Source organism: Luteococcus peritonei (assembly GCF_039526385.1).
GTDB classification, from domain to species: Bacteria; Actinomycetota; Actinomycetes; order Propionibacteriales; family Propionibacteriaceae; genus Luteococcus; species Luteococcus peritonei.
In genome coordinates this window covers 14228-34584 of record NZ_BAAAIX010000005.1, presented here as the reverse complement: position 1 = coordinate 34584, position 20357 = coordinate 14228, and the positions used below count along the sequence as shown (strand labels likewise).

Below are 20357 nucleotides of genomic sequence, written 5' to 3'. Positions count from 1 at the left end.
TGGGCATGACATGCATCCTCTCACCAGGCCCTCACGGACCTGAGATGTCAGTGTCAACCAAACCCGGGGCAGTCCCTCGCAGTTCTTGAGGGTGGCGATCCCACTGTCATTCCGAACGCCGAAGGCGCTCGCACCACCCCGTCGGTGGTGGCATTCAGCAAGACCGGTGAGGTCCTGGTGGGCGAGGTCGCCAAGCGCCAGGCCGTCACCAACGTCGATCGCACCATTCGCTCCGTCAAGCGCCACATGGGCACCGACTGGAGCATCAAGATCGACGGCAAGGACTACAAGCCCCAGCAGATCAGCGCCTTCGTGCTGCAGAAGCTGAAGCGTGACGCCGAGGCCTACCTGGGTGAGTCCGTCACCAATGCCGTCATCACCGTCCCGGCCTATTTCTCCGACGCCGAGCGTCAGGCCACCAAGGAGGCCGGTGAGATCGCGGGCCTGACCGTGGACCGCATCATCAATGAGCCCACCGCCGCGGCCCTGGCCTACGGCCTGGACAAGGGTGGCAAGGAGCAGACGGTCCTGGTCTTCGACCTGGGTGGCGGCACCTTCGACGTCTCCCTGCTGGACATCTCCGAGGGCGTCTTCGAGGTGAAGGCCACCAAGGGTGACAACCGCCTGGGTGGCGATGACTGGGACCAGCGGATCGTCGACTGGCTGGTCACCCAGTTCAAGAACAAGAACGGCATCGACCTGTCCAAGGACAAGATGGCTTCCCAGCGTCTGCAGGAGGCTGCCGAGCGCGCCAAGATCGAGCTGTCTTCGTCCCAGGAGACCTCCATCAACCTGCCCTACATCACCGCCGGTGCCGAGGGCCCGCTGCACCTGGACGAGAAGCTCACCCGCGCCGAGTTCCAGCGCATGACCCAGGACCTGCTGGATCGCTGCAAGGTTCCCTTCAACGCCGTGATCAAGGATGCCAACACCTCGGTGGACAAGATCGACCAGGTCCTCCTGGTGGGTGGCTCGACCCGCATGCCCGCCGTCGCGGACCTGGTGAAGGAGCTGTCCGGCAAGGAGCCGCACAAGGGTGTCAACCCCGACGAGGTCGTCGCGCTGGGCGCCTCCCTGCAGGCCGGTGTGCTGAAGGGTGAGGTCAAGGACGTACTGCTGCTCGACGTGACCCCGCTGAGCCTGGGCCTGGAGACCAAGGGTGGTGTGATGACCAAGATCATCGAGCGCAACACGACGATCCCGACGAAGCGCTCGGAGATCTTCACCACCGCCGAGGACAACCAGCCGTCGGTGATGGTGCAGGTCTACCAGGGTGAGCGCGAGTTCGCCCGCGACAACAAGTCGCTCGGCAACTTCGAGCTCACCGGCCTGATGCCCGCCCCGCGTGGCGTGCCGCAGATCGAGGTCACCTTCGACATCGACGCCAACGGCATCGTCCACGTTTCGGCCAAGGACAAGGCCACCGGCAAGGAGCAATCGATGACCGTCACCGGTGGTTCGGCGCTGGGCAAGGAGGACATCGACCGGATGGTCCGTGACGCCGAGGCGCACGCCGAGGAGGACCGCAAGCGCCGTGAGGCCGTCGAGATGCGCAACGAGGCCGATGCCCTGGCCTTCCGCACCGAGAAGCTGCTGGCCGACGCCGACAGCATCGGCGACGAGGTCAAGGCCCCGGTCGTCGAGGCCCTGGAGAAGCTGAAGGAGGCCCTGAAGGGCACCGACAACGACTCCGAGGTCAAGGCCGCGATGGAGGACCTGAACACCAAGGCCTCCGCCATGGGCCAGGCCGTCTATGCGGCCAGTCAGGCGCAGGCCCAGGAGCAGGCCCAGGAGCAGGCCTCCCCGGCCGATGCCGGTGGTTCGGACGACGACGTGGTCGACGCGGAGATCGTCGACGACAAGTGATCCGCCGGGTGGGGTCGCCTCGCGGCCCCACCCGTTCCGGGCGGTGACCACGCGATCGGCCCGCCCCCCGCTGCGGGCGCTTCGCGGGGCCATGGGCCATTCGCAGCAGTGCCTGCCTACCAGGTGCTGCCACCCACCAGACATGAGGAGGACAGATGAGCGCAGACGACGTGACCACCACGACCGGTCAGCAGAGCACGACCACCGAGGAGCTCGACGCTGCCGCGCAGGTCGAGGCGCTGCGCGCGCAGGCGGCCGAGCTGAAAGGTCGCCTGGCCGAGCGCACCGAGGACTTGCAGCGGCTGCAGGCCGAGTACGTCAACTACAAGAAGCGCGTCGACCGCGACCGCGACCTGGCGCGGCGGGGCGGTGTCGAGAAGGTGCTCGGTGAGCTGCTGCCGGTGCTCGACGCGATCCGCTTGGCCGACGAGCACGGCCAGCTGGACGGACCGGTGAAGGTGCTGGCCGACCAGGTGCTGGCCCTCACCACCCGTCACGGCATGACCAGCTTCGGTGAGGTCGGTGACGCCTTCGACCCGGCCCTGCACGAGGCGCTGATGCAGCAGCCCTTGCCCGGCGCCACCCAGACCTGTGTCTCGCAGGTGATGCAGCCCGGCCACCGCATCGATGACAAGGTGCTGCGCCCCGCCCGGGTCGCGGTCAGTGACCCCGATCCCGAGGCCACCACCCACGATGACCTGACGGGACAGGAGGACCGCTGATGAGCGCCCAGGACTGGGTCGACAAGGACTTCTACAAGGTGCTCGGGGTCTCCAAGGACGCTTCTGACAAGGACATCAAGAAGGCCTTCCGCAAGCTGGCCCGCGAGAACCACCCCGACCAGCACCCCGGTGATGCTGCGGCGGAGGCCCGCTTCAAGGAGGTCTCCGAGGCCAACTCGGTGCTGTCCAACCCCGACTCGCGCCGCGATTACGACGAGATCCGCGAGATGGTCGCCAACGGCGGTTTCGGCTACGGATCCGGCGCCGGCCAGTACGGTGCGGGTTTCTCGGGTGCCGGAGGCCAGTACGGCCAGGGCGGTGGTGGGCCCTTCACCTACAGCTACTCCACGGGTGGCTCGGCCGAGGACCTGTTCGGCCAGGGTGGCGGCTACGAGGACATCCTGGGTGGCCTGTTCGGACAGGGCGGTGGCTTCGGTGGGCGTCGCCCGCAGGGCCCGCGCCAGGGTGCCGACATCGAGGGTGAGGTGACCATCGGCTTCGAGGAGGCCGTGGCCGGCACGATGGTGTCGATGCAGCTGGCCTCGCAGGTGCCGTGCACGGCCTGTGGCGGGGCCGGCATCACCTCGGGCAACCCGCCGCAGGTGTGCGGCTCGTGCGGTGGCACCGCCCGGGTGCCGCAGTCGCGGACGATGAAGGTACGCATCCCGGCCGGCGTCGACGACGGGCAGACCATCCGGATCAAGGGCAAGGGTTCGCCCGGCGTCAACGGCGGACCTGCCGGCGACCTGCTGGTGCGCGTCCACGTCACCCCGCACCGGCTGTTCGGCCGAAAGGGCCGTGACCTGACCCTCGACGTGCCGGTCACCGTCGATGAGTTGATCCTGGGCGCCGACATCGAGGTGCCGACCCTCGAGGGTGGACGGGTGACGGTGCGCGTGGCCGAGTGCACGCCCAACGGCCGCACGCTGCGGGTGCGCGGCAAGGGCGTGAAGACCAAGGCCGGCACCGGTGACCTGCTGGTGACCCTGCAGGTGCAGATGCCGAGCAGCGTGAATGACCAGGCCAAGCAGGCCATCCGAGACTTCGCCCGCGCGATGGGTGAGACCAACCCGCGCGCCTCGATCCTAGGGAGGGAATGACCATGACCAGCAACAACCACGAGCGGCGTGACGACGTCGTGTTCACCACCATCCAGGTGGTGCACCTGACCGGGATCCACCCGCGCACCCTGGATGCCTTCGCCCGGGCCGGGATCGTGCATCCCGGCCAAGACATCGGCCAGCCCGTCTACGGCCGGGCCGACGTGGCCCGGCTTTGCCAGGCGCGCAACATGGTGCAGCACGCCGGGATACCCGTCGCGCAGGTGGCCTCGATCTTCGCGCTGCGCGACCAGATCGACCAGACGCGCCGTGAGCTCGACCACCTGGTCGGCCAGTTGTGGGCCGAGCTGGACAGCGCAATGCCCACCCCCAGCGGCCGCGTCTTCACCACGGGCACCGACGGGCAGGTCTGGGTCGGGCGACACCGCCCGGGTGCCCGGCGTCGTCTGGGCCGCTGAGCCCGCCCGGCCACCCCCTGACATCCTCCGGAAAGGAAGTCCCATGGACATCGTGATCATCGGCGGCGTCGCCGCCGGCATGTCGGCCGCCGCCCGCCTACGGCGTCTCGACGAGCAGGCCTCCATGACCGTCGTGGCGAAGTCGGGCCACATCTCCTCCGCTCGCCAACTGCGGTCTGCCCTACTACGTGGGTGGTGTGAGCACCGACCTTGATGCCCTGCTGCTGCAGACGCCCGAGGCCATCAAGGCGCGCTTCAACATCGACGTACTGGTCAACACCCGCGCCGAGGCCATCGACCGCACAGCTCACACCGTCACCGACCTGGCCCCTGGCGCCGCCCGGCGTCTGCACTACGACCGGCTGGTGCTGGCGCCCGGTGCCAAACCGGTGCGTCCGTCGATCCCCGGCATCGAGCGGGCACTGACCCTGCGCGATGTCGAGGGCACCGATGCGCTCGCTGCCGCCGCCCAGCAGGCCCGCACCGACGCGGTGATCGGCGGCGGTTTCATCGGTCTCTAGGTCGCCGAGAACCTCGTTCGCAAGGGCCTGCGGGTGGCGCTGGTGGGGGCCACCGACCAAGTCCTGGCACCGCTCGACCCCGAGATGGCCACACCTGCGCGACGCGCTGCGCTCGGCCGGGGTCGACCTGCACCTGGGGTGCGCGGTCACCGCCATCGGTGACCACGACGTGACCCTCGCCGACCAGTCGATCCTGGATGCCGACCTGGTGGTGGCCGCCATCGGGGTGCGCCCTGACTCGCAGCTCGCCCGTGATGCGGGCCTGGAGTGCGCACCCAATGGCGGGATCGTCGTCGACCGGAACCTCACCACGCGCGATCCGCACATCTACGTGGCCGGTGACGCCGTGGCCAAGCATGACGCGGTCCATGGGTGCTTGGTCCTGGTGCGTGCTTGGTCCTGGTGCCGCTGGCCCAGACGGCGAACCTGCAGGGACGGCAGATCGCCGGCCGCATCATGGGCCGCGAGATCGGCGACCGTCCGGTGCTCGGCACCGCAATCGTGGACCTGTTCGGTCTGCAGGCGGCCACCGTCAGCTGGAATGAGAAGCAGCTGCGTGCCGCAGGCGCCCCTACCGCGCGATCCACACCCATCCGACCGAGACCGTGCCGGCTACTACCCCGGCGCCACACAGATGGCGCTGAAGCTGCTCGTCGACCCCTACACCGACGCGATCCTCGGAGCCCAGAGCGTGGGCCCCAAGAGTGTTGACAAGCGGATCGATGTCATTGCCACGGCAATGACCGGCCATGTGATGGCCAGTGATCGGGCGCAACTGGAACTGGCCTATGCCGCCGCCCTTCGGCAGCGCCAAGGATCCGATGAACATGCTCGGCTTCGCCGACGAGAACCTGCACACCGCCACCTCGCTGACCCACCAGTGGCACCAGCTCGCCCAGGCCCAGGACAGTGTCGCCGTCCTCCTCGACGTCCATAGCCGCGCAGAGTTCGCGGCCGGAGCCATCCCCGGAGCCATCAACATGCCCGTCGATGAGCTGCGTCAGCGCATCGACGAGGTCCGGGAGCTGGCCCCGGGCCACGAGTTGATCGTGCACTGAGCTGTGGGTGTGCGCGGCCATGTGGCGTGCCGGATCCTGGCCGGGCACGACATCCCTGCCCGCAACTTGGACGGGGGCTACAAGACCTGGATCGCCGGAACCCGCGCCTGGACGAAAGCGCTTCCACCACGCACGTGACAGGAAGAGCGCGGGGGTGGCCACCAGCGATGCTGGTGGCCACCCCCGGGGCATTGGTGGTTCAGATGGCAATGGACAAGTGGGACACGGCGGCCGCGTCGTCGGTCTCGGCCTCGGCTGCCGCAATCTGCGCAACCCGGTCGGCGTAGGCCCGGCGTTCGCGGTCGATGTCGGCGGCGTCCCACCCCAGCAGTGGGGCCATGATGACGAGGATCTCGTCGCTGGCAGACAGTCCTCGATCTCGTCGTTCGATGTCCAGTCGCACACGTCGCAGAAGCACATCATCAAGGTGGGTGGCACCCTCATGGGTGACTGCCCAGGCGACTTCTGCCCGCAGGAAGTCCGGTGCACCGGTCAGCGGCTGGCCCCAGGCCAGCTCCTGCGATCCCACGGCCAGCGCCGCGTCGTGCTCGTCAGCGGCAGCCAGTAGAGCAGGCGTCTCCGACCCATAGCGATCCAAGAGGTGTGTGACCCGTGTCAGGGGCCAGCCGCGGGTGCTGGCAAGTTCCTCGGCGTGCCCGGCCAATTCCCGGTAGCCGTTGGCGCCAACCAGCGGCAGGGTCGTGGTGCGGGTGGGACGGGCTGTCGCGAGTTCATCGCCAAGTGCGTGGTCGACGGCGTCCTCGGCCATGACCCGGTAGGTGGTGAGTTTGCCGCCGGCGATCGCCGTCAGGCCGGGGGCAACCCGTCACTGTGTGTTCCCGCGAAATTTTGGTACTTGCCGTGTCGGAGCCTGACTTGAGTTGCGGCTGCAGGAGCGGCCGCAGCCCGGCGTAGGTGCCAATGATGTCGTCGCGTGTCAGGGGGCGGCTCAGCGCTGCGTTCGCATGCTGGAGGATGTAGTCGATGTCAGCGCTGGTGGCGACGGGCTTGGAGACGTCGTGCTGCCATGGTGTGTCGGTGGTTCCAATGACCCAATAGCGAGGCCACGGGATGATGAACAGGACAGACTTCTCCGTGCGGAGGAAGATCCCTGTCTTGGCGTCGATCGCTTCCTTCGGCACGACGATGTGAATGCCCTTGGATGCCAGGACCTTGAGCCCACCTTCATGGGCGGCGAGGTTCTGTGTCTGCTCGGTCCATACGCCGGTGGCATTGATGGTGCGGGTGGCGCGGATGTCGTGTTCCCTGCCAGTCTCACGGTCGATCACGCGAGCCCCGGTAACGGTTCCGGCACCATCGGTGAGGTACTTGGTGACCTGGGTGCGACTGGCGGCGAAGGCACCGAGACCGACCGCGGAGCGCACGAGGTCGATCACGAGGCGTGCGTCGTCGACCCGCGCGTCATGGAAGCGGATGGCTCCCACCAACTGCGACGTGTCCAGCGCCGGTGCCAGCTCCTGCGTCCCCCTACGTCCCAGGTGCTTCTGGAGCGGAACCGTGCACCGCCCGCGGGCACCGGCCACGGCGAGGGCGTCATACAGGCCGACGCCGACGGCGGAGTACACACGCTCGTAGTGGTGCTTCAACGGCCACAGGAATGGCTGCGGCTTCACCAGGTGAGGGGCGGTGGTCGTCAGCAGACGGCCCCGTTCTGTGAGGGCCTCATGTACCAGGGGGAAGTCGAGTTGGTACAGGTATCGCAGGCCGCCATGGACGAGTTTCGAGGACCAGGACGAAGTGCCCGAGGCCCAGTCACCCATCTCGACGATGCCCGTACGCAAACCCCGGCTGGCGGCATCGAGCGCAATACCAGCTCCCGTGACACCGCCACCTACCACGAGGAGGTCCAGGGGCTCGCCAGAGGTCAGTTCCGTCAGGGAAAGGGTACGTTGTTCCGCATTGAGCGCAGATCCATCCCCCTCGAGGATCGGGACTTCGCGAGAGGTCGGGACGTGAGGGGGTCTGAGTTCAGGTGACATGGTCGATGCTCCTCCAGCAGTCGTATGGCGTGCCATTGGACTCCCTTCCGGACAACGCCCGCTGGCCCGTGCCTCGCCTGACGCTGGCCTGCCGCACAGACGCCTGAGACCTTGCCGGTGAGGACCATGGCAACCTGGTTCGGTTCAGATGGTTGAGGGGTGCGTGCCCCATCCCCCCATCTCAGCCACCGCGAACGCTCGACACCATCGGTGGCAGCACCCATGGCCCGCTGACATGGCATGCATTCGTGGCACCCACCGCGAAGCCGGTCACGAGCAGGACAGCGCCGCTGTCACCGTGAAGACCCATCCATCGAGCCAACTCCTCAACATGTCCGTCCACAGAGCTCCCCAACTTGCACACAGGCGGGGGTGGGACCGGTGGTCTCTCTCCACAGCTGTGGAACCAACGGTCGCCGAACCCGTCGGGCATGCCCGCTCCGGACCAGGACAACCCGGCAACTGCGGCGCAGGGAAGGGCGTGCCCCGCTGGTCAAGTCCGGTTTAGATCGTGCCAGGCACATTCTACGTCCGGTCGTGTCCGGAATTGCGCGGGGAAGTCCGGGACTGGTAACCGCCGGACACAAGCGGCCAGGCCCCGGAGGCGGTCGGCCACGCCTCCGGGCCATTCGTCGCCAGACATGGCCGAAAGATAGCCAGGACATCTCATGCCACCAACACCTAGGATCGGCGGGTGAGGAATCCCCCGGGCGCGGCTGGCACGCTCGTCGCCGCAGCCGGCGTGTTCTTCGTCCTGCTGTGCGCCCTGGACAGTTCGGCTGACAACCAGGTGACCGTGCCGGTCCGGTGGCTGCTCGATGACACGGCGGCCGGGGTGGTGGCGCTCTGACTGTCACGACGGGGCCGGACGGATGCGGGGATGGCCCTCTCGGTGGTCTCGACGGCGGCCTGCGGGACGGCCCTGCTCCATGTCGCGCGGGCGGCTGGTCATCGCGACTGTGGCACGGCCAGGCCGCCATGGCCGTCTACCTGGTGCTGGCCCTGGTGCGCTGGCAGCTGCCGTGGACCCCGCAGGCCCCCTACCAGCAGTCCTGGTGGGGCCTGGCGGTCGTCGCCCTGGCGGTCGAGTGCTTCGCGCCTGGGGAAGCTTCATCGGTGCGCAACGGGCCCTGGTCCGCTCCCTGCGGGAGCAGAACCAGGCGCTGGTCCGCGAACGGCACAGCGCCGTAACGGCCGCCCAGGTGCAGGAACGGCTGGCGATCGCCCGGGAGATGCACGACGTGCTGGCCCACCGGCTGAGCCTGATCAGCATGCACTCGGCGGCGCTGGAGCACCGCACCACCATGGATGACGAGGAGCGCATCCAGGCCGGCGCGCTGATCCGGGCCAATGCCCGCGCCTCGCTGTCCGAGCTGCGCGCCATCCTCACAGACCTGCGCGAGGACCACCAGCACGCCCCGCAGCCGGACGTCCTCGACCAGCCCCGGCTCGCCCTCGAGGCCAGCACCGCGGAGCGGCCCGTCCGGGTCGAGGTGGACCTCGAGGAGACCCTCCTGGCACCGGGTGCGGGGCGGCACGTCTTCCGCATCGCGCAGGAGGCTGTCACCAATGCGCACAAGCACGGCAGCCCCGGCCGCATCGAGGTGATCCTGCGACAGGAGGCCGGCCCTGCCCTGCTGGTGGTCACCAACCCGGTGGGCGGCCCGAGTCCGACCGCCGCCGGCTACGGCCTGCGAAGGATCACCGAACGCGTCCACCTGTGCGAAGGAAGCCTGACGCACGCCATTCGCGAGGGCACCCACGTCCTCGAGGTCACCATTCCGGTGGAGGAGAAACCATGACAAGACTTCTCGTGGTCGACGACGACACCTTCGTCCTGGCCGGCATCAGGTCCATGCTCGCGGAGCAGCCGGACCTCGAGATCGTCGGCACCGCTAGCGACGGGCAGGAGGCGATCGACCAGGTGCGCCTGGGCACGCCCGACGTCGTCCTGATGGACCTGCGCATGCCGGGCATGAACGGCATCGAGGCGACGCGCGCGATCAAGCGGCAGCCGCATGGGCCCCGCGTACTGGTGCTGACCACCTGGGACACCGACGACATGATCCGAGAGGCACTGACCGCCGGCGCCGACGGCTTCCTGCTCAAGGACACCAGCCCCGACGAGCTGGCCGCGGCGATCCGTCGAACGCATGCCGGAGAACCCACACTGGCACCGGCCATCACCCCGCGGCTCGTTGCCGCCTACACCAATGGCGCCCGAGCCCGTCGGGAATCCCTCGACTCCCTCACCCAGCTGAGCGAGCTCGAGGGCGAGGTGGCGCTGGCCATCGCCCGGGGCCTGACCAATGCGGAGATCGCGGCCCAGCAGTACATGAGCGTCGGCAACGTGAAGGCGTGCGTCTCAAGCATCCTGGCCAAGCTGGGCCTGTCCAACCGGGTGCAGATCGCCACCCTGGTCCAGCCGGGGCGGGCCTAGCGGCCGAAGCCGCCGAAGTCGTTGTTCTCGTCGAAGCCCTTGCCCTCGCCCTTGTCGGAGTCCTTGAGGAATTGCTCGAACTCCGCCGCCAGCTGGTCACCCGAGGGGATCTGCGACTCGTCCACCGGCTTCGGCGCGGGCTCGGAGGGCAGCTCTCGCCCGGCGACGGCCTGGTCGTAGGCGGCCTCCATCTGGCCGATCGCCTCGGCATTCTCCGGGTTCTGCGCCACCAGGGCGTCCAGCTCGCGCAGGTACTCGTCGGCGGCGCTGCGCAGGTCCGGCACGGCCAGCGAGAGCTCGGCCACGTCGGCGGCCGCATCCACCAGCCGCACCGAGCCGGCCGGGAACTCGCCACCGGCCAGATAGTGCGGCACGTGGACGCTGAAGCCCACGGTACGGATGTGGGCGGCAGGCAGCCGCACCTCCAGCAGGGCCTCCACCGAGCTGGGCAGCTGCATCTTGTCGTGCATGGTCGGGTAGTCCGCGATCAGCGTCGGGTCGATGCTGTGCGCGGTCAGGCCCACCGGACGGGTGTGCGGTGCGCCCCACGGGATGCCGTGCAGGCCGACCGCCAGGGTGCAGCCCAGCTCCCCGAGCAGGATTGCGAAGGCAGCGCAGAAGCGCTCCCACTGGTAGTCCGGCTCCGGTCCGGTGACCACCAGGAAGTCCTTGCCGGCGTCGTCGGTGACCACGCGCACCACCAGCTCCATCGGCTGGTAGTCGGTGTAGTGGTCACGGTCGTAGGTGATCAGCGGACGACGCGAGCGGTGGTCGACCAGTTGGTCCACGTCGAAGCGCGCGATGATCCGCGAGGAGTGGCTGTCGATCAGGTGCTGCACCGCACCCATCGCCGCCTGGCCGGCATCCATGAAGCCGGTCAGCGCGATCAGCGCGGGCGCACCGTGGACCGGCGCACCGGACAGCTCGTAGAGCTCACGGGGGTCCTTCATGACTCACTTCCCATCGGTGGCGTGGTGGCCCGTCGGGGCCTTCATGGTCTCAACGCCCGAAGCCGCAGCGGCATTCCCGGACGGGGCAGCGCGTCGGGCGTAGAAGCGGCCCAGGAAGTCGGTGCGCAGCGCCTCGAAGTCACCCTGGTCCATGGCCTGGCGGATGGTGTCCACCAGGCGCACCGTGAAGCGCTCGTTGTGGATGGTGGCCAGGGTGGAGGCCAGCATCTCCTTGGCCTTGAACAGGTGGTGCAGGTAGGCCCGGGTGTAGTGGGTGCAGGTGTAGCAGTCGCAGCCGTCCTCGAGCGGGACGAAGGCGCGGCGGTTGGCGGCGGTGTTCAGGTTGTAGCGCCCGTCGGCGGTGTAGATCGCCGAGTTGCGCGCCACCCGCGAGGGGTTGACGCAGTCGAAGGTGTCGGCGCCGGCGGCGACGGCCGCGAAGAAGTCGTCGGGCTCGCTGATCCCCAGCAGGTGGCGCGGCTTGTCGAACGGCAGCTCGGTGGCCATCCAGCGGCAGATGGTGCCCAGTTGGTCCTTCTCCAGCGCCCCGCCGAAGCCGAAACCGTCGAAGCGCTGCCCGTCCACCTCCATGCTGCCCAGGTCCCGCGCCGCCTTGCGGCGCAGGTCCTCGTACTGGGCGCCCTGCAGCACCCCGAAGAGCGCCTGGTAGGGCTTGTCTGCGCGTTCCTCGGTGAGCCTGCGGTGCTCGGCCAGGCATCGCTCGGCCCAGCGTCGGGTGCGCTCCAGCGAGCTCTCCTGGTAGGCGCGGGTGTTCATCAGGGTGGTCAGCTCGTCGAAGGCGAACATGATGTCGGCGCCCAGCTCGTGCTGCACGCGCATGCTCACCTCGGGCGTGAAGCGGTGCAGGTCTCCGTTGAGGTGGCTCTTGAAGGTGACACCGTCGTCGTCGACGTGGGCCAGCCGCTCCTTGCCCTCGGCCACGGCGCCGTCGTCGGCGGCATGGGAGGAGTCCATGGAGATCACCTTCTTGAAGCCGGCGCCCAGGCTCATCACCTGGAAGCCGCCGGAGTCGGTGAAGGTGGGCCCGGGCCAGTTCATGAAGCGGCCCAGTCCCCCGGCCTCGTCCACCAGGTCGCTGCCCGGCTGGAGGTAGAGGTGGTAGGCATTGGCGAGCACCGCCTGGGCGCCCACCTGGGCGACGGACTCGGGCAGCACGGCCTTGACGGTGGCCTTGGTGCCCACCACCACGAAGGCAGGGGTCTGGATCTCGCCGTGGGGCGTGTGGATGGTGCCGGTGCGGCCCACCCCGTCCTCCATCACGGTGCGTGGCGTGAAACCGAAGCCGGTCATGCCGCTCCCCCGTCCGTCGCGCGGGCGGCCATGAGCTGCAGCTGGGCCAGGGCCACCACGCCAGCGGTCGAGGTGCGCAGCACGGCATCGCTGACCAGGACGGTGCGGGCGCCGGCAGCCTCGAAGGCGGCCAGCTCCTCGGGGCTGATGCCACCCTCCGGGCCCACCACGAAGAGCACCTCGCCGGTGGCCGGCAGCTCCACCTCGGCGAGCTGGGTGGTGGCGGCCTCGTGCAGCACCAGGGCCAGGGCGGCGCGCTCGATGCGCTCGCAGAGCTGGCGGGTGCTCGCCGTGGTGACCTCGGGGACGCGGAAGCGGCGCGACTGCTTGGTGGCCTCGCGCGCGGTGGACTGCCACTTGACCAGGCCCTTGGCGGCCTTGTCGGCGCTCCAGCGCACGATGGAGCGGCTGGCCTGCCAGGCCACCACCTCGTCGACGCCCAGCTCGGTCATGGTCTCCACGGCCAGGTCGGAGCGGTCCCCCTTGGCCAGCGCCTGCACGCCCACCCAGCGGTGGGCATGCTCGGGGGCGGAGAGCAGCTCGACCACCTCGACGACGATGCCGCGCTTGTCCACCTCCACCACCGGGCCGCGCACCGCGGAGCCGTGGCCGTCGGCCAGCAGCACCGACTCGCCGGTCTGGATCCGCTTCACGACGGCGGCATGGCGGCCCTCGTCGCCGGTGACGGCCACCCGGCTGCCGGGGGCCGCGCCGGCGATCTCGGCCAGGAAGAGGGGGTCCGTCACGCGCCGAAGGCCTCCTTCAGGCGGTCGAAGACGCCCTGCTTGCCCTTGTGCACCTGGGCACTCGGCTGGGTCTCGCCACGGGCCTCGGCCAGCTGGCGCATCAGGTCCTTCTGGTGCGAGTCCAGCTTCGTGGGGGTCTGCACCACCAGCGTGATGCCCAGCTCACCGCGGCCGCTGCCACGCAGGCGCGGAATGCCACGGTTCGGCACCGCGATCCGGGTACCGCTCTGGGTGCCGGCGGGCACCTCGACGGTGATGGAGCGCTCCGCCTCGTCGGTGTCCTCCCGGTCGGCCTCCAGGGTGGCCACCTCGAAGCTGGTGCCCAGCGCCGCTGCGGTCATCGGGATCCGCAGCACCATCTCCAGGTTGTCGCCGTCGCGGGTGAAGACCTCGTGGGGCTGCACCACCAGCTCGACGTAGAGATCGCCGGCGGGCCCGCCACCGGGGCCGACCTCGCCCTGGCTCTCCAAGTGGATCCGGTTGCCGGTGCTGACGCCGGCCGGGATCTTGACGTTCAGGGTGCGCTGGCTGCGGACCCGGCCCTCACCGGAGCACTCGCCGCAGGGGTGCGGGATCACGGTGCCGTAGCCTCGGCAGGCCGGGCAGGGCTGGGAGGTGCGGATGTCACCCAGGAAGGAGCGCTGGATCTGGGTGATCTCGCCGTTGCCGCTGCAGGTGGTGCAGGTCACCGGCTCCTGCTCGTCGGCGCAGCCGCTGCCCTCGCAACGGGGGCAGACCACGGCGGTGTCCACGTTCAGCGGCTTGGTGACGCCGAAGGCCGCCTCGGACAGGGTGAGCGCCTGGCGCACCAGGGCGTCCTGACCGCGTCGCACCCGCGAGCGCGGCCCACGGGAGGCCTGCTGGCCGAACATGGCGTCCACCAGGTTGGTGAAGTCGAAGCCGCCGGCGAAGCCCCCGGCCTGGCCGAAGCCACCGAAGCCACCGCCGGGCATGCCGCCGAAGCCGCCCCCCATCGGGTCCCCGCCGCGGTCGTAGATCGACTTCTTCTGCGGATCGGAGAGCACCTCGTAGGCCTCCTGGACCTGCTTGAACTTCTCCGCCGCATCGGGCTCGGTGGCCACGTCGGGATGCACCTTCATGGCCATCCGTCGGTAGGCCTTCTTGATCTGCTCGGCGCTCGCATCGCGCTCGACGCCGAGGATCTCGTAGTAGTCAGAACTCATCGAGTCAAATCATCCTTCTGCCAGGAAGCGGCCGACATAGCGGGCGACGGCTCGTACCGACGCCATGGTTGAGGGATAGTCCATGCGGGTGGGGCCGACGATGCCCAGGCTGGCCCAGGAGTCGTCGACCGAACCATAGGTGCTCGCCACCAGGGAGGTGGACTGGAGCCGTTCATAGGGGTTCTCGTGGCCGATCCGCACCGTGACGTCACCGGCCGAGGAGGCGGCCTCGCCCAGCAGGTGCAGCAGCACCACCTGCTCCTCGAGCGCCTCCAGCACCGGCTTGACGGTGGTGTCGAACTGGTCGCCGAAGCGCGACAGGTTGGGCACGCCGGCCACCGCGATCCGCGCCGACGGGTCGTCGGCCAGCATCTCCAGCACCGTGGCGACGACGCTGTTGGCATCGCTGCGGGCGATGGCGGGCGGCAGCTCGTCGAGCAGGGTGGTGAGCCGCTCCGCGCCCTGCGCCGGGGCGAGCCCGACGACGGCCTGGTTGAGCCGGGTCCGCAGCTCGGCCAGCGACTCCTCCGAGTGGGCGGGCAGCCCGACGTGGCGCTGCTCCACCCGGCCGGTGGAGTTGATCAGGATCACCAGCACCCGGTCCGCGGTGAGGCTGACCAGCTCGACGTGGCGCACCAGCGCCGAGTAGCTGATCGGGTACTGCACGATGGCCACCTGCTGGGTGATCTGCGCCAGCAGGCGCACCGTGCGGGTCACCACGTCGTCCAGGTCCAGGGCGCCGGCCATGAAGGTCTGGATGGCGCGCTTCTCCGCACCGGAGAGCGGCTTGACGGTGGCCAGCCGGTCCACGAAGAGGCGGTAGCCCTTGTCGGTGGGGATCCGTCCGGCGCTGGTGTGGGGCTGGGTGATGTAGCCCTCCTCCTCCAGCACGGCCATGTCATTGCGGACCGTGGCCGGAGAGACCTGCAGCTGGTGACGCTCCACCAGGGCCTTGGAACCCACCGGCTCCTGCATCGAGACGTAGTCGGTCACGATGGCCTTGAGGACGTCCATCTTGCGGTCGTCGAGCATCGTCCCTCCCGTCGTCGAATGTCCTCGGCGCGACGGTCGGTGGCTTGGCACTCGCCGGGCGCGAGTGCCAGTGTAGCCCGCTGTCGACGCCGCTGGCCCCGCCGCGACGCGGGTAGGCTCTGCGGCGTGCGTGAATTCTCGATCGGCGAATGGCAGCAGGTCCGCGACGGCATCTGGATGGTGCAGCTCCAGCCTGCCGCGGTGAATGCTGGCCTGGTGGTGGGCGAGACCGGGGTGCTGCTGGTGGACACCGGCTCCTCCCCCGCCCAGGGCCGTGAGCTGGCGGCCAGCGCCGAGGCGCTGGTGGGCCGGCCGGTGACCCATGTGGCCATCACCCACGCGCACTTCGACCACTTCTTCGGCCTGGCAGGCATCGAGGGCGTGACCAGCATCGGCCACGAGAATCTGGCCAACCACCTGGGCACCGACGACCCCGACGTGGACCCCGAGGTGATCCGCTCCGACCTGGGCTTCGACCCCTCCGAGCTGGTGGCCCCCAGCCAGCCGATCAGCCTGATCGCCACCGTGGACCTGGGCGGGCGGCAGGTGGACCTGCTGCACCTGGGCACGGGCCACTCCGACTCCGACCTGTTCGTGCTGGTGCCCGACGCCCACGTGGTCTTCGTGGGCGACATGCTGGAGAGCGCCGGCGACCCGATGGCGGGTCCGGACTCCACGGTGGAGGGCTGGCCGAAGTCGCTGGACGGCGTGATCGGCGACGTGCCCGAGGACACCCTCTACGTGCCGGGTCACGGCCCGGTAATGGACCTGGACCAGGCCGCCAACCAGCGGGCGGCGCTGAGCATGCTCTGGGCCACGGCCGAGGAACAGGTGAAGGCCGGGCGCAGCATGGATGAGGTGGTGGCAGACCTGAACGGCCCGCGCGAGGTGGACTGGCCGCTGGCCCCGCAGACCGTCGCCAATGCCCTGCCCCACCTCTACGCGGAGCTGGCCCGCAAGGGCGTCACCAAGAGCCGCTTCCTGCCGCTGACCAGCCTCTGACCCGCGCCGACGGCCCCGGGCTCAGGGCTGCTGCCAGGTCTCGATGACCAGCTCGGCCAGCTCCCGGCTGGCCGCGATCACCAGGCCCGGACCGGCGTCGGTCGGGCGGTAGTCGCGGCCCTCGAAGACCATCGAGGCGCCACCCAGCTCGCGCAGCAGGACCGCGCCGGGGACGTGGTCCCAGGGCTTGAGGTTCTTGTAGACCAGGTAGTCCAGCTGGCCCGTGGCCAGGCGCGGGTAGTCGATGCCGGCGCACCAGGCCGACATCTGCACCGGGGCCAGTTGGCCGTCGGCGGTGAAGCCGCGACGCGCGCCCTTCGAGGTGGCCCCGATGGGCAACCGGTGCAGTGCCTGGCGCGGGACCATCGGCTGCTCCACGCCATGGTCGATCCGCACCGCGCCGGCACCGCGCTCGGCCAGGTAGGCCTGCTGGTGCTCGGGCTGCCAGATCCAGGTGCGGGTGGGTTCGCCGCGCCGCAGCTCGGAGACCATCACGGCATGGTCCGGGCTGCCCTTGACGAAGTTGCGGGTGCCGTCCACCGGGTCCACCAGGAAGACGTGCTCGTCGCCGAGCCGGTCCAACACGCGGGGGTCGGCGAAGGTGGCCTCCTCCCCCACCACCGTGGCGCCCGGGAACATCCGGGGAAGCTCGCGGGTGAGCACCTGCTCGGACTCGCGATCCGCGATGGTGACGAAGTCTCCGGGCAGCTTCTCGTCCACCTCGTCCCCGGACAGGGCCCGGAATCGTGGCGTGATCACCTGTTCGGCAACCTGCTGCAGGAGTTCGAGGACGTCGCTGGTGCTGGCCATGGGTCCCAGCCTATTGCGCGCCACCGACAGCAGTCGGCGGACCCGCTCCCGCACCGGCGCGGCAGGTGGCATCGTTGCCGCAAGAGCACCCACGGTGCACCTCAGAAAGGCACGTCATGCGCATCTACGGCTTCGACCGCTACGGAGACGCCCAGGTCCAGCAGTACTTCGAGCTCCCTGTACCGACCCCCGGGCCCGAGCAGGTGGTGATCGAGCTGGTGGCGGCAGGCCTCAACCCGGCCGACATCAAGGTGCGCAACGGTCAGCGCCAGGGCAAGGTGGCGGTCAGCTTCCCGATGGCGATCGGCCGTGAGGCAGCAGGCCGGGTGGTCAGCGCCCCGCAGGGACCCGGGCTGGAGCCGGGCGAGCTGGTGCTGGGCGGCACGGCCTCAGGTTTCGGTGCGCTCTCGGAGCAGGTGGTGCTGGATCCGGCCCAGACGGTGCCGGTGCCGCAGGGCGTGACGGCCGAGCAGGCCGCCTGCATCCCGGTGGCGATCGGCACCGCCCTCGACGCCCTCGACGAGCTGGCACCCGAGGCCGGCCAGACCCTCTTGGTGCTCGGTGCCGGCGGCGGGGTGGGCAGTCACCTGGTGCAGCTGGCCCGGTTGCGGGGCGTGCGGGTGGTCGGCGTGGCCGGCACGGCCAAGCACGAGGTGCTCACCGGTCTGGGCGTCGAGGTGGTCGCCTCGGGTGAGGGATGGGTCCAGCGGGTCCGTGGGCTGGGCCCGGTCGACTGCCTGGTGGACGCGGTGGGCGGCCAGACCCTGCGCGAGGGGGCAGCCCTGCTCGCCGATCCGTCACGGCTCCGCAGCACCGCAGACGTAGCGCTGGCCCGCGAGGTGGGTGGCTCCGGCGTCACCCGTCGCCGCGACGCCTCCCTGTTCGCCGACCTGGCCGCCCTGGTGGCCGGTGAGCGCCTGCAGGTGGTCACCGGTGCCACCTTCGACTTCGACCAGGCGGCAGAGGCGGTCGCCACGGTGGAGTCCGGACATACCCTCGGCAAGGTGGTCGTCAGTCGGTGACCACCGGCTGCGCGGCGCGTGAGAGAGCCGCCGCGCAGTCCACGAAGACCGGGATCGCGGCCCGGACCGGCGGGGCCAGGCGCGCCGAGGCCAGGCGCGCCAGCAGGATCCGTCGCGGAGCGGGATTGCCCGCGATCGGGAGCACCCTGACGTCGGTGCGCGGGGTCAGCACGGCCAGCCGCGGCGCCAGCGCGATGCCCAGTCCGGCGGCCACCATGCCCTGCAGCTCCTGGTAGTCGTCCGCCGCCATCTCGACGCGTGGGACGAAGCCCGCCTCGGCGCACAACCGGGAGAGCACCTGGGCCACCGGGTGCTCCGCCCGCACCACCCAGGCCTCCTCGGCCAGCTCGGCCATCGAGACCACCTCGCGTCCGGCCAGCGGGTGGTCCGATGGCAGCAGCAGCGTGGTGGGGTCGGAGGCGATCTGCTGCAGTTCCAGGTCTGGCGCGTCCAACTGGTCCCAGGCGTAGTCCCAGAGCGTGGCCAGGTCCACCTCGCGTCGCCGCAGGGAGCGCAACAGCCCCTCCTGGCGGGCACTCGTGATGCTGATCGTCAGCTCGGGATGGCGCACCCGCATCTCCATCACGACGTGCGGGAGCAGCGAGGCTCCCACCGTCGGGAAGGCCCCCAGCAGCAGCCGCCCGCGGCGCAGCCCCGCGAACTCGTCCAGCTCGGCGCGGGCGGCCGCCAGCTGGTCCTCCAGACGGGCGGCGTGCACCACCAGGGCGTGGCCCGCCTCAGTGAGGTGGACGCCTCGGGCGTGGCGTTCCAGCAGCGGCAGTCCGGCCTCCTGCTCCAGCTTCGCGATCTGCTGCGAGATGGCCGAGGTGGTGAAGGCCAGCTGGCCGGCCGCACCGGTCAGTGAGCCGGCATCGGCCACGGACTTCAGCAGGAGCAGGCGTCTGGCGTCGAGTTCCTTCATGCTGAGAGTTAAGCAGATCTTGCATCGATTCCAGAAAGTCTCGATTGTGCTGAATGGTTGCCGGGCTGAAGGTTTTCTCCAACGGCGGTGCAGGTCCGCCCGGCCCCACAGGAGAATCGATGCCCACACTCGCGGCAGCCTGGTACCGAGGAGGCACCAGCAAGTGCTGGCTCTTCGACCACGACGCCATCACCGCCTTCGGCCAGGACCGTGAGGCCGTCTCGGCCACCCTGGCCCAGGCCTTCGGCGCGGCCGACCCCCGCCAGATCGACGGCGTCGGCGGCGCCACCTCCACCACCTCCAAGGCCGCGGTGATCCGCGCCACCCCCGACGGCCCAGCCGACCTCGAGTACGACTTCGCCCAGGTGGGCATCGGCAGCGAGAGCGTCGAGTGGGGCTCCAACTGCGGCAACTGCGCCACCGCGATCGGCCTCTACGCCGTCACCGAGGGGCTGGTCGCACCGCAGCAGGAGAGCACCGAGGTGCGGATGTGGAATACCAACACCAGCTCGCTGCTCGTGGCCCGGATCGCCACCCCGGGCGGCCAGGTGCCGATGGACGGCGACGCCCGGGTGCCCGGCAGCCTCGCCCAAGGTGTCCCGGTGGACCTGGTCTTCGAGAAGCCCGCGGGCGCGATGACCGGCCAGCTCTTCCCCACCGGCTCGGCCGCCACGGTGCTCCAGCGCGAGGACGGCGCCCCCGTCACGGCCACGATGGTCGACGCCGGCGCCCCCGCGACGCTCTTCCGTGCCGCCGACCTGGGCCTGACCGGCTCGGAGGACCTGGAGGCCTTCGCGGCCGCCGTGCCCGAGCTCACCATCCTGCGTCGCCAGGCCGCGCTGCAGATGGGCCTGGCCCAGCCGGGCGACCCGGTCAGCCATGCCGTGCCCAAGGTGGGCATCGTCGGCCCCGCCGCCGACTACACCACCACCACCGGCGAGCAGGTCCGCGCCGAGGACCACGACATCAGCGTCCGGATGGTCTCCATGCTCGCTCCCCATCCCGCCATCGGCCTCACCTCCGCCGTGGCCGCCGCCGCCGCCTGCGTCGACGGTTCCGTGGTGGCCGAGGCGGCCGGCACCGAGCCCGCCGGCCAACACCTGACGCTGCGCATCGGGACCGCAGCCGGTGTCGTGACCACCGACGTCGAGCTGGACCAGGACGGCACCGTGCAGCGGGTCTCGCTGCGCCGCGCCGCCCGTCGCATCGCCCACGCCGCCATCGACCTGCCGCAGCCCGCGGCCTGACCTGC

At 69.9% G+C, this 20357-nt stretch carries 22 protein-coding genes and 1 pseudogene; 14 read left to right on the top strand and 9 right to left on the bottom strand.

Annotated features, from left to right (window positions below; translation table 11 throughout):
- Window positions 1-39 precede the first annotated feature (39 nt).
- The 8 genes and pseudogenes from dnaK (at window position 40) to ABD073_RS02295 (ending at window position 5686) form a co-directional block, all read left to right on the top strand.
- Window positions 40-1866, top strand: a complete 1827-nt coding sequence (gene dnaK / locus ABD073_RS02330) for a molecular chaperone DnaK (RefSeq protein ID WP_343872131.1) — start codon at window positions 40-42, stop codon at window positions 1864-1866.
- Between the two features lie 155 nt (window positions 1867-2021).
- Window positions 2022-2588 (top strand): nucleotide exchange factor GrpE, encoded by a 567-nt coding sequence (grpE, locus tag ABD073_RS02325; protein ID WP_343872127.1) that lies wholly within the window; start codon window positions 2022-2024, stop codon window positions 2586-2588.
- On the top strand, window positions 2588-3688 hold the full coding sequence (locus ABD073_RS02320; RefSeq protein WP_343872126.1) for a DnaJ C-terminal domain-containing protein: 1101 nt from the start codon (window positions 2588-2590) through the stop codon (window positions 3686-3688). Before grpE ends, ABD073_RS02320 begins: the two co-directional genes overlap by 1 nt.
- A gap of 2 nt (window positions 3689-3690) precedes the next feature.
- The gene (locus ABD073_RS02315; protein ID WP_343872125.1) at window positions 3691-4107 is read left to right on the top strand and encodes a MerR family transcriptional regulator; all 417 of its coding nucleotides are present in this window, start codon (window positions 3691-3693) and stop codon (window positions 4105-4107) included.
- A 43-nt stretch (window positions 4108-4150) separates the two neighbouring features.
- Window positions 4151-4321: a hypothetical protein gene (locus tag ABD073_RS02310; protein WP_343872124.1), complete on the top strand. Its 171-nt coding sequence runs from the start codon at window positions 4151-4153 to the stop codon at window positions 4319-4321.
- Window positions 4305-4628 (top strand): NAD(P)/FAD-dependent oxidoreductase, encoded by a 324-nt coding sequence (locus tag ABD073_RS02305; RefSeq protein ID WP_343872123.1) that lies wholly within the window; start codon window positions 4305-4307, stop codon window positions 4626-4628. The genes ABD073_RS02310 and ABD073_RS02305 overlap by 17 nt, the downstream gene beginning before the upstream one ends.
- A 94-nt stretch (window positions 4629-4722) precedes the next feature.
- Window positions 4723-5337 (top strand): annotated as a pseudogene (locus ABD073_RS02300) (NAD(P)/FAD-dependent oxidoreductase); the annotation flags it as partial.
- 79 nt (window positions 5338-5416) lie between these two features.
- A complete protein-coding gene (locus ABD073_RS02295) occupies window positions 5417-5686 on the top strand; it encodes a rhodanese-like domain-containing protein (RefSeq protein WP_343872122.1) in 270 nt (89 codons plus the stop codon).
- A gap of 199 nt (window positions 5687-5885) precedes the next feature.
- Here ABD073_RS02295 and ABD073_RS02290 read toward each other — a convergent pair whose 3' ends face one another.
- Together ABD073_RS02290 and ABD073_RS02285 are read right to left on the bottom strand one after the other, a co-directional pair.
- Window positions 5886-6455 carry a glycerol-3-phosphate dehydrogenase C-terminal domain-containing protein gene (locus tag ABD073_RS02290; protein ID WP_343872121.1) on the bottom strand — a complete coding sequence of 190 codons (570 nt, stop codon included), beginning with the start codon at window positions 6453-6455 and terminating at the stop codon, window positions 5886-5888.
- Window positions 6418-7686, bottom strand: a complete 1269-nt coding sequence (locus ABD073_RS02285) for a glycerol-3-phosphate dehydrogenase/oxidase (RefSeq protein ID WP_343872119.1) — start codon at window positions 7684-7686, stop codon at window positions 6418-6420. The genes ABD073_RS02290 and ABD073_RS02285 overlap by 38 nt, the downstream gene beginning before the upstream one ends.
- Window positions 7687-8380: 694 nt before the next feature.
- Here ABD073_RS02285 and ABD073_RS02280 point away from each other — a divergent pair.
- From ABD073_RS02280 to ABD073_RS02270, 3 genes are all read left to right on the top strand, one after another.
- Entirely contained in the window at window positions 8381-8536 is a 156-nt protein-coding gene (locus ABD073_RS02280) for a hypothetical protein (RefSeq protein WP_343872118.1), read from the top strand.
- A 238-nt stretch (window positions 8537-8774) separates the two neighbouring features.
- Entirely contained in the window at window positions 8775-9488 is a 714-nt protein-coding gene (locus ABD073_RS02275; RefSeq protein WP_343872117.1) for a sensor histidine kinase, read from the top strand.
- Window positions 9485-10126, top strand: a complete 642-nt coding sequence (locus ABD073_RS02270; protein ID WP_343872115.1) for a response regulator transcription factor — start codon at window positions 9485-9487, stop codon at window positions 10124-10126. The genes ABD073_RS02275 and ABD073_RS02270 overlap by 4 nt, the downstream gene beginning before the upstream one ends.
- Here ABD073_RS02270 and ABD073_RS02265 read toward each other — a convergent pair.
- Genes ABD073_RS02265 through hrcA form a run of 5 tightly spaced genes read right to left on the bottom strand, consistent with a single transcriptional unit; the run spans window position 10123 to window position 15349 of the window.
- Window positions 10123-11076 carry a PAC2 family protein gene (locus ABD073_RS02265; RefSeq protein WP_343872113.1) on the bottom strand — a complete coding sequence of 318 codons (954 nt, stop codon included), beginning with the start codon at window positions 11074-11076 and terminating at the stop codon, window positions 10123-10125. The genes ABD073_RS02270 and ABD073_RS02265 overlap by 4 nt on opposite strands.
- A gap of 3 nt (window positions 11077-11079) precedes the next feature.
- Entirely contained in the window at window positions 11080-12387 is a 1308-nt protein-coding gene (gene tgt, locus ABD073_RS02260; RefSeq protein ID WP_343872112.1) for a tRNA guanosine(34) transglycosylase Tgt, read from the bottom strand.
- Window positions 12384-13133 carry a 16S rRNA (uracil(1498)-N(3))-methyltransferase gene (locus tag ABD073_RS02255; RefSeq protein WP_343872110.1) on the bottom strand — a complete coding sequence of 250 codons (750 nt, stop codon included), beginning with the start codon at window positions 13131-13133 and terminating at the stop codon, window positions 12384-12386. Before ABD073_RS02255 ends, tgt begins: the two co-directional genes overlap by 4 nt.
- Window positions 13130-14317 (bottom strand): molecular chaperone DnaJ, encoded by a 1188-nt coding sequence (gene dnaJ, locus ABD073_RS02250; protein WP_343872109.1) that lies wholly within the window; start codon window positions 14315-14317, stop codon window positions 13130-13132. Before dnaJ ends, ABD073_RS02255 begins: the two co-directional genes overlap by 4 nt.
- 9 nt (window positions 14318-14326) lie before the next feature.
- The gene (gene hrcA, locus ABD073_RS02245; RefSeq protein ID WP_343872108.1) at window positions 14327-15349 is read right to left on the bottom strand and encodes a heat-inducible transcriptional repressor HrcA; all 1023 of its coding nucleotides are present in this window, start codon (window positions 15347-15349) and stop codon (window positions 14327-14329) included.
- 126 nt (window positions 15350-15475) lie between these two features.
- Here hrcA and ABD073_RS02240 point away from each other — a divergent pair, with 126 nt between their 5' ends.
- Window positions 15476-16351 carry an MBL fold metallo-hydrolase gene (locus ABD073_RS02240; protein WP_343872107.1) on the top strand — a complete coding sequence of 292 codons (876 nt, stop codon included), beginning with the start codon at window positions 15476-15478 and terminating at the stop codon, window positions 16349-16351.
- Window positions 16352-16372: 21 nt separating this feature from the next.
- Here the strand turns inward: ABD073_RS02240 and ABD073_RS02235 are convergent, their stop codons facing one another.
- The gene (locus ABD073_RS02235; RefSeq protein WP_343872106.1) at window positions 16373-17161 is read right to left on the bottom strand and encodes an inositol monophosphatase family protein; all 789 of its coding nucleotides are present in this window, start codon (window positions 17159-17161) and stop codon (window positions 16373-16375) included.
- Between the two features lie 116 nt (window positions 17162-17277).
- On the opposite strand from ABD073_RS02235, the gene ABD073_RS02230 reads away from it, so the two are divergent.
- Entirely contained in the window at window positions 17278-18183 is a 906-nt protein-coding gene (locus ABD073_RS02230) for an NADP-dependent oxidoreductase (RefSeq protein WP_343872105.1), read from the top strand.
- Here the strand turns inward: ABD073_RS02230 and ABD073_RS02225 are convergent.
- Window positions 18173-19105 (bottom strand): LysR family transcriptional regulator, encoded by a 933-nt coding sequence (locus ABD073_RS02225; protein ID WP_343872104.1) that lies wholly within the window; start codon window positions 19103-19105, stop codon window positions 18173-18175. The two genes, ABD073_RS02230 and ABD073_RS02225, sit on opposite strands and share 11 nt — an antisense overlap.
- A 119-nt stretch (window positions 19106-19224) precedes the next feature.
- Here ABD073_RS02225 and ABD073_RS02220 point away from each other — a divergent pair, with 119 nt between their 5' ends.
- Complete coding sequence (locus ABD073_RS02220) at window positions 19225-20352, top strand: PrpF domain-containing protein (RefSeq protein WP_343872103.1); 1128 nt, start codon at window positions 19225-19227, stop codon at window positions 20350-20352.
- The last annotated feature ends 5 nt before the right edge of the window (window positions 20353-20357 follow it).

Coding starts and splice junctions, on each gene's coding strand:
- grpE (WP_343872127.1), top strand. CDS start 2,022: ATGAGCGCAGACGACGTGACCACCACGACCGGTCAGCAGAGCACGACC.
- ABD073_RS02320 (WP_343872126.1), top strand. CDS start 2,588: ATGAGCGCCCAGGACTGGGTCGACAAGGACTTCTACAAGGTGCTCGGG.
- ABD073_RS02315 (WP_343872125.1), top strand. CDS start 3,691: ATGACCAGCAACAACCACGAGCGGCGTGACGACGTCGTGTTCACCACC.
- ABD073_RS02310 (WP_343872124.1), top strand. CDS start 4,151: ATGGACATCGTGATCATCGGCGGCGTCGCCGCCGGCATGTCGGCCGCC.
- ABD073_RS02295 (WP_343872122.1), top strand. CDS start 5,417: ATGCCGCCGCCCTTCGGCAGCGCCAAGGATCCGATGAACATGCTCGGC.
- ABD073_RS02290 (WP_343872121.1), bottom strand. CDS start 6,455: ATGGCCGAGGACGCCGTCGACCACGCACTTGGCGATGAACTCGCGACA.
- ABD073_RS02285 (WP_343872119.1), bottom strand. CDS start 7,686: ATGTCACCTGAACTCAGACCCCCTCACGTCCCGACCTCTCGCGAAGTC.
- ABD073_RS02270 (WP_343872115.1), top strand. CDS start 9,485: ATGACAAGACTTCTCGTGGTCGACGACGACACCTTCGTCCTGGCCGGC.
- ABD073_RS02265 (WP_343872113.1), bottom strand. CDS start 11,076: ATGAAGGACCCCCGTGAGCTCTACGAGCTGTCCGGTGCGCCGGTCCAC.
- tgt (WP_343872112.1), bottom strand. CDS start 12,387: ATGACCGGCTTCGGTTTCACGCCACGCACCGTGATGGAGGACGGGGTG.
- dnaJ (WP_343872109.1), bottom strand. CDS start 14,317: ATGAGTTCTGACTACTACGAGATCCTCGGCGTCGAGCGCGATGCGAGC.
- hrcA (WP_343872108.1), bottom strand. CDS start 15,349: ATGCTCGACGACCGCAAGATGGACGTCCTCAAGGCCATCGTGACCGAC.
- ABD073_RS02235 (WP_343872106.1), bottom strand. CDS start 17,161: ATGGCCAGCACCAGCGACGTCCTCGAACTCCTGCAGCAGGTTGCCGAA.
- ABD073_RS02230 (WP_343872105.1), top strand. CDS start 17,278: ATGCGCATCTACGGCTTCGACCGCTACGGAGACGCCCAGGTCCAGCAG.
- ABD073_RS02225 (WP_343872104.1), bottom strand. CDS start 19,105: ATGAAGGAACTCGACGCCAGACGCCTGCTCCTGCTGAAGTCCGTGGCC.
- ABD073_RS02220 (WP_343872103.1), top strand. CDS start 19,225: ATGCCCACACTCGCGGCAGCCTGGTACCGAGGAGGCACCAGCAAGTGC.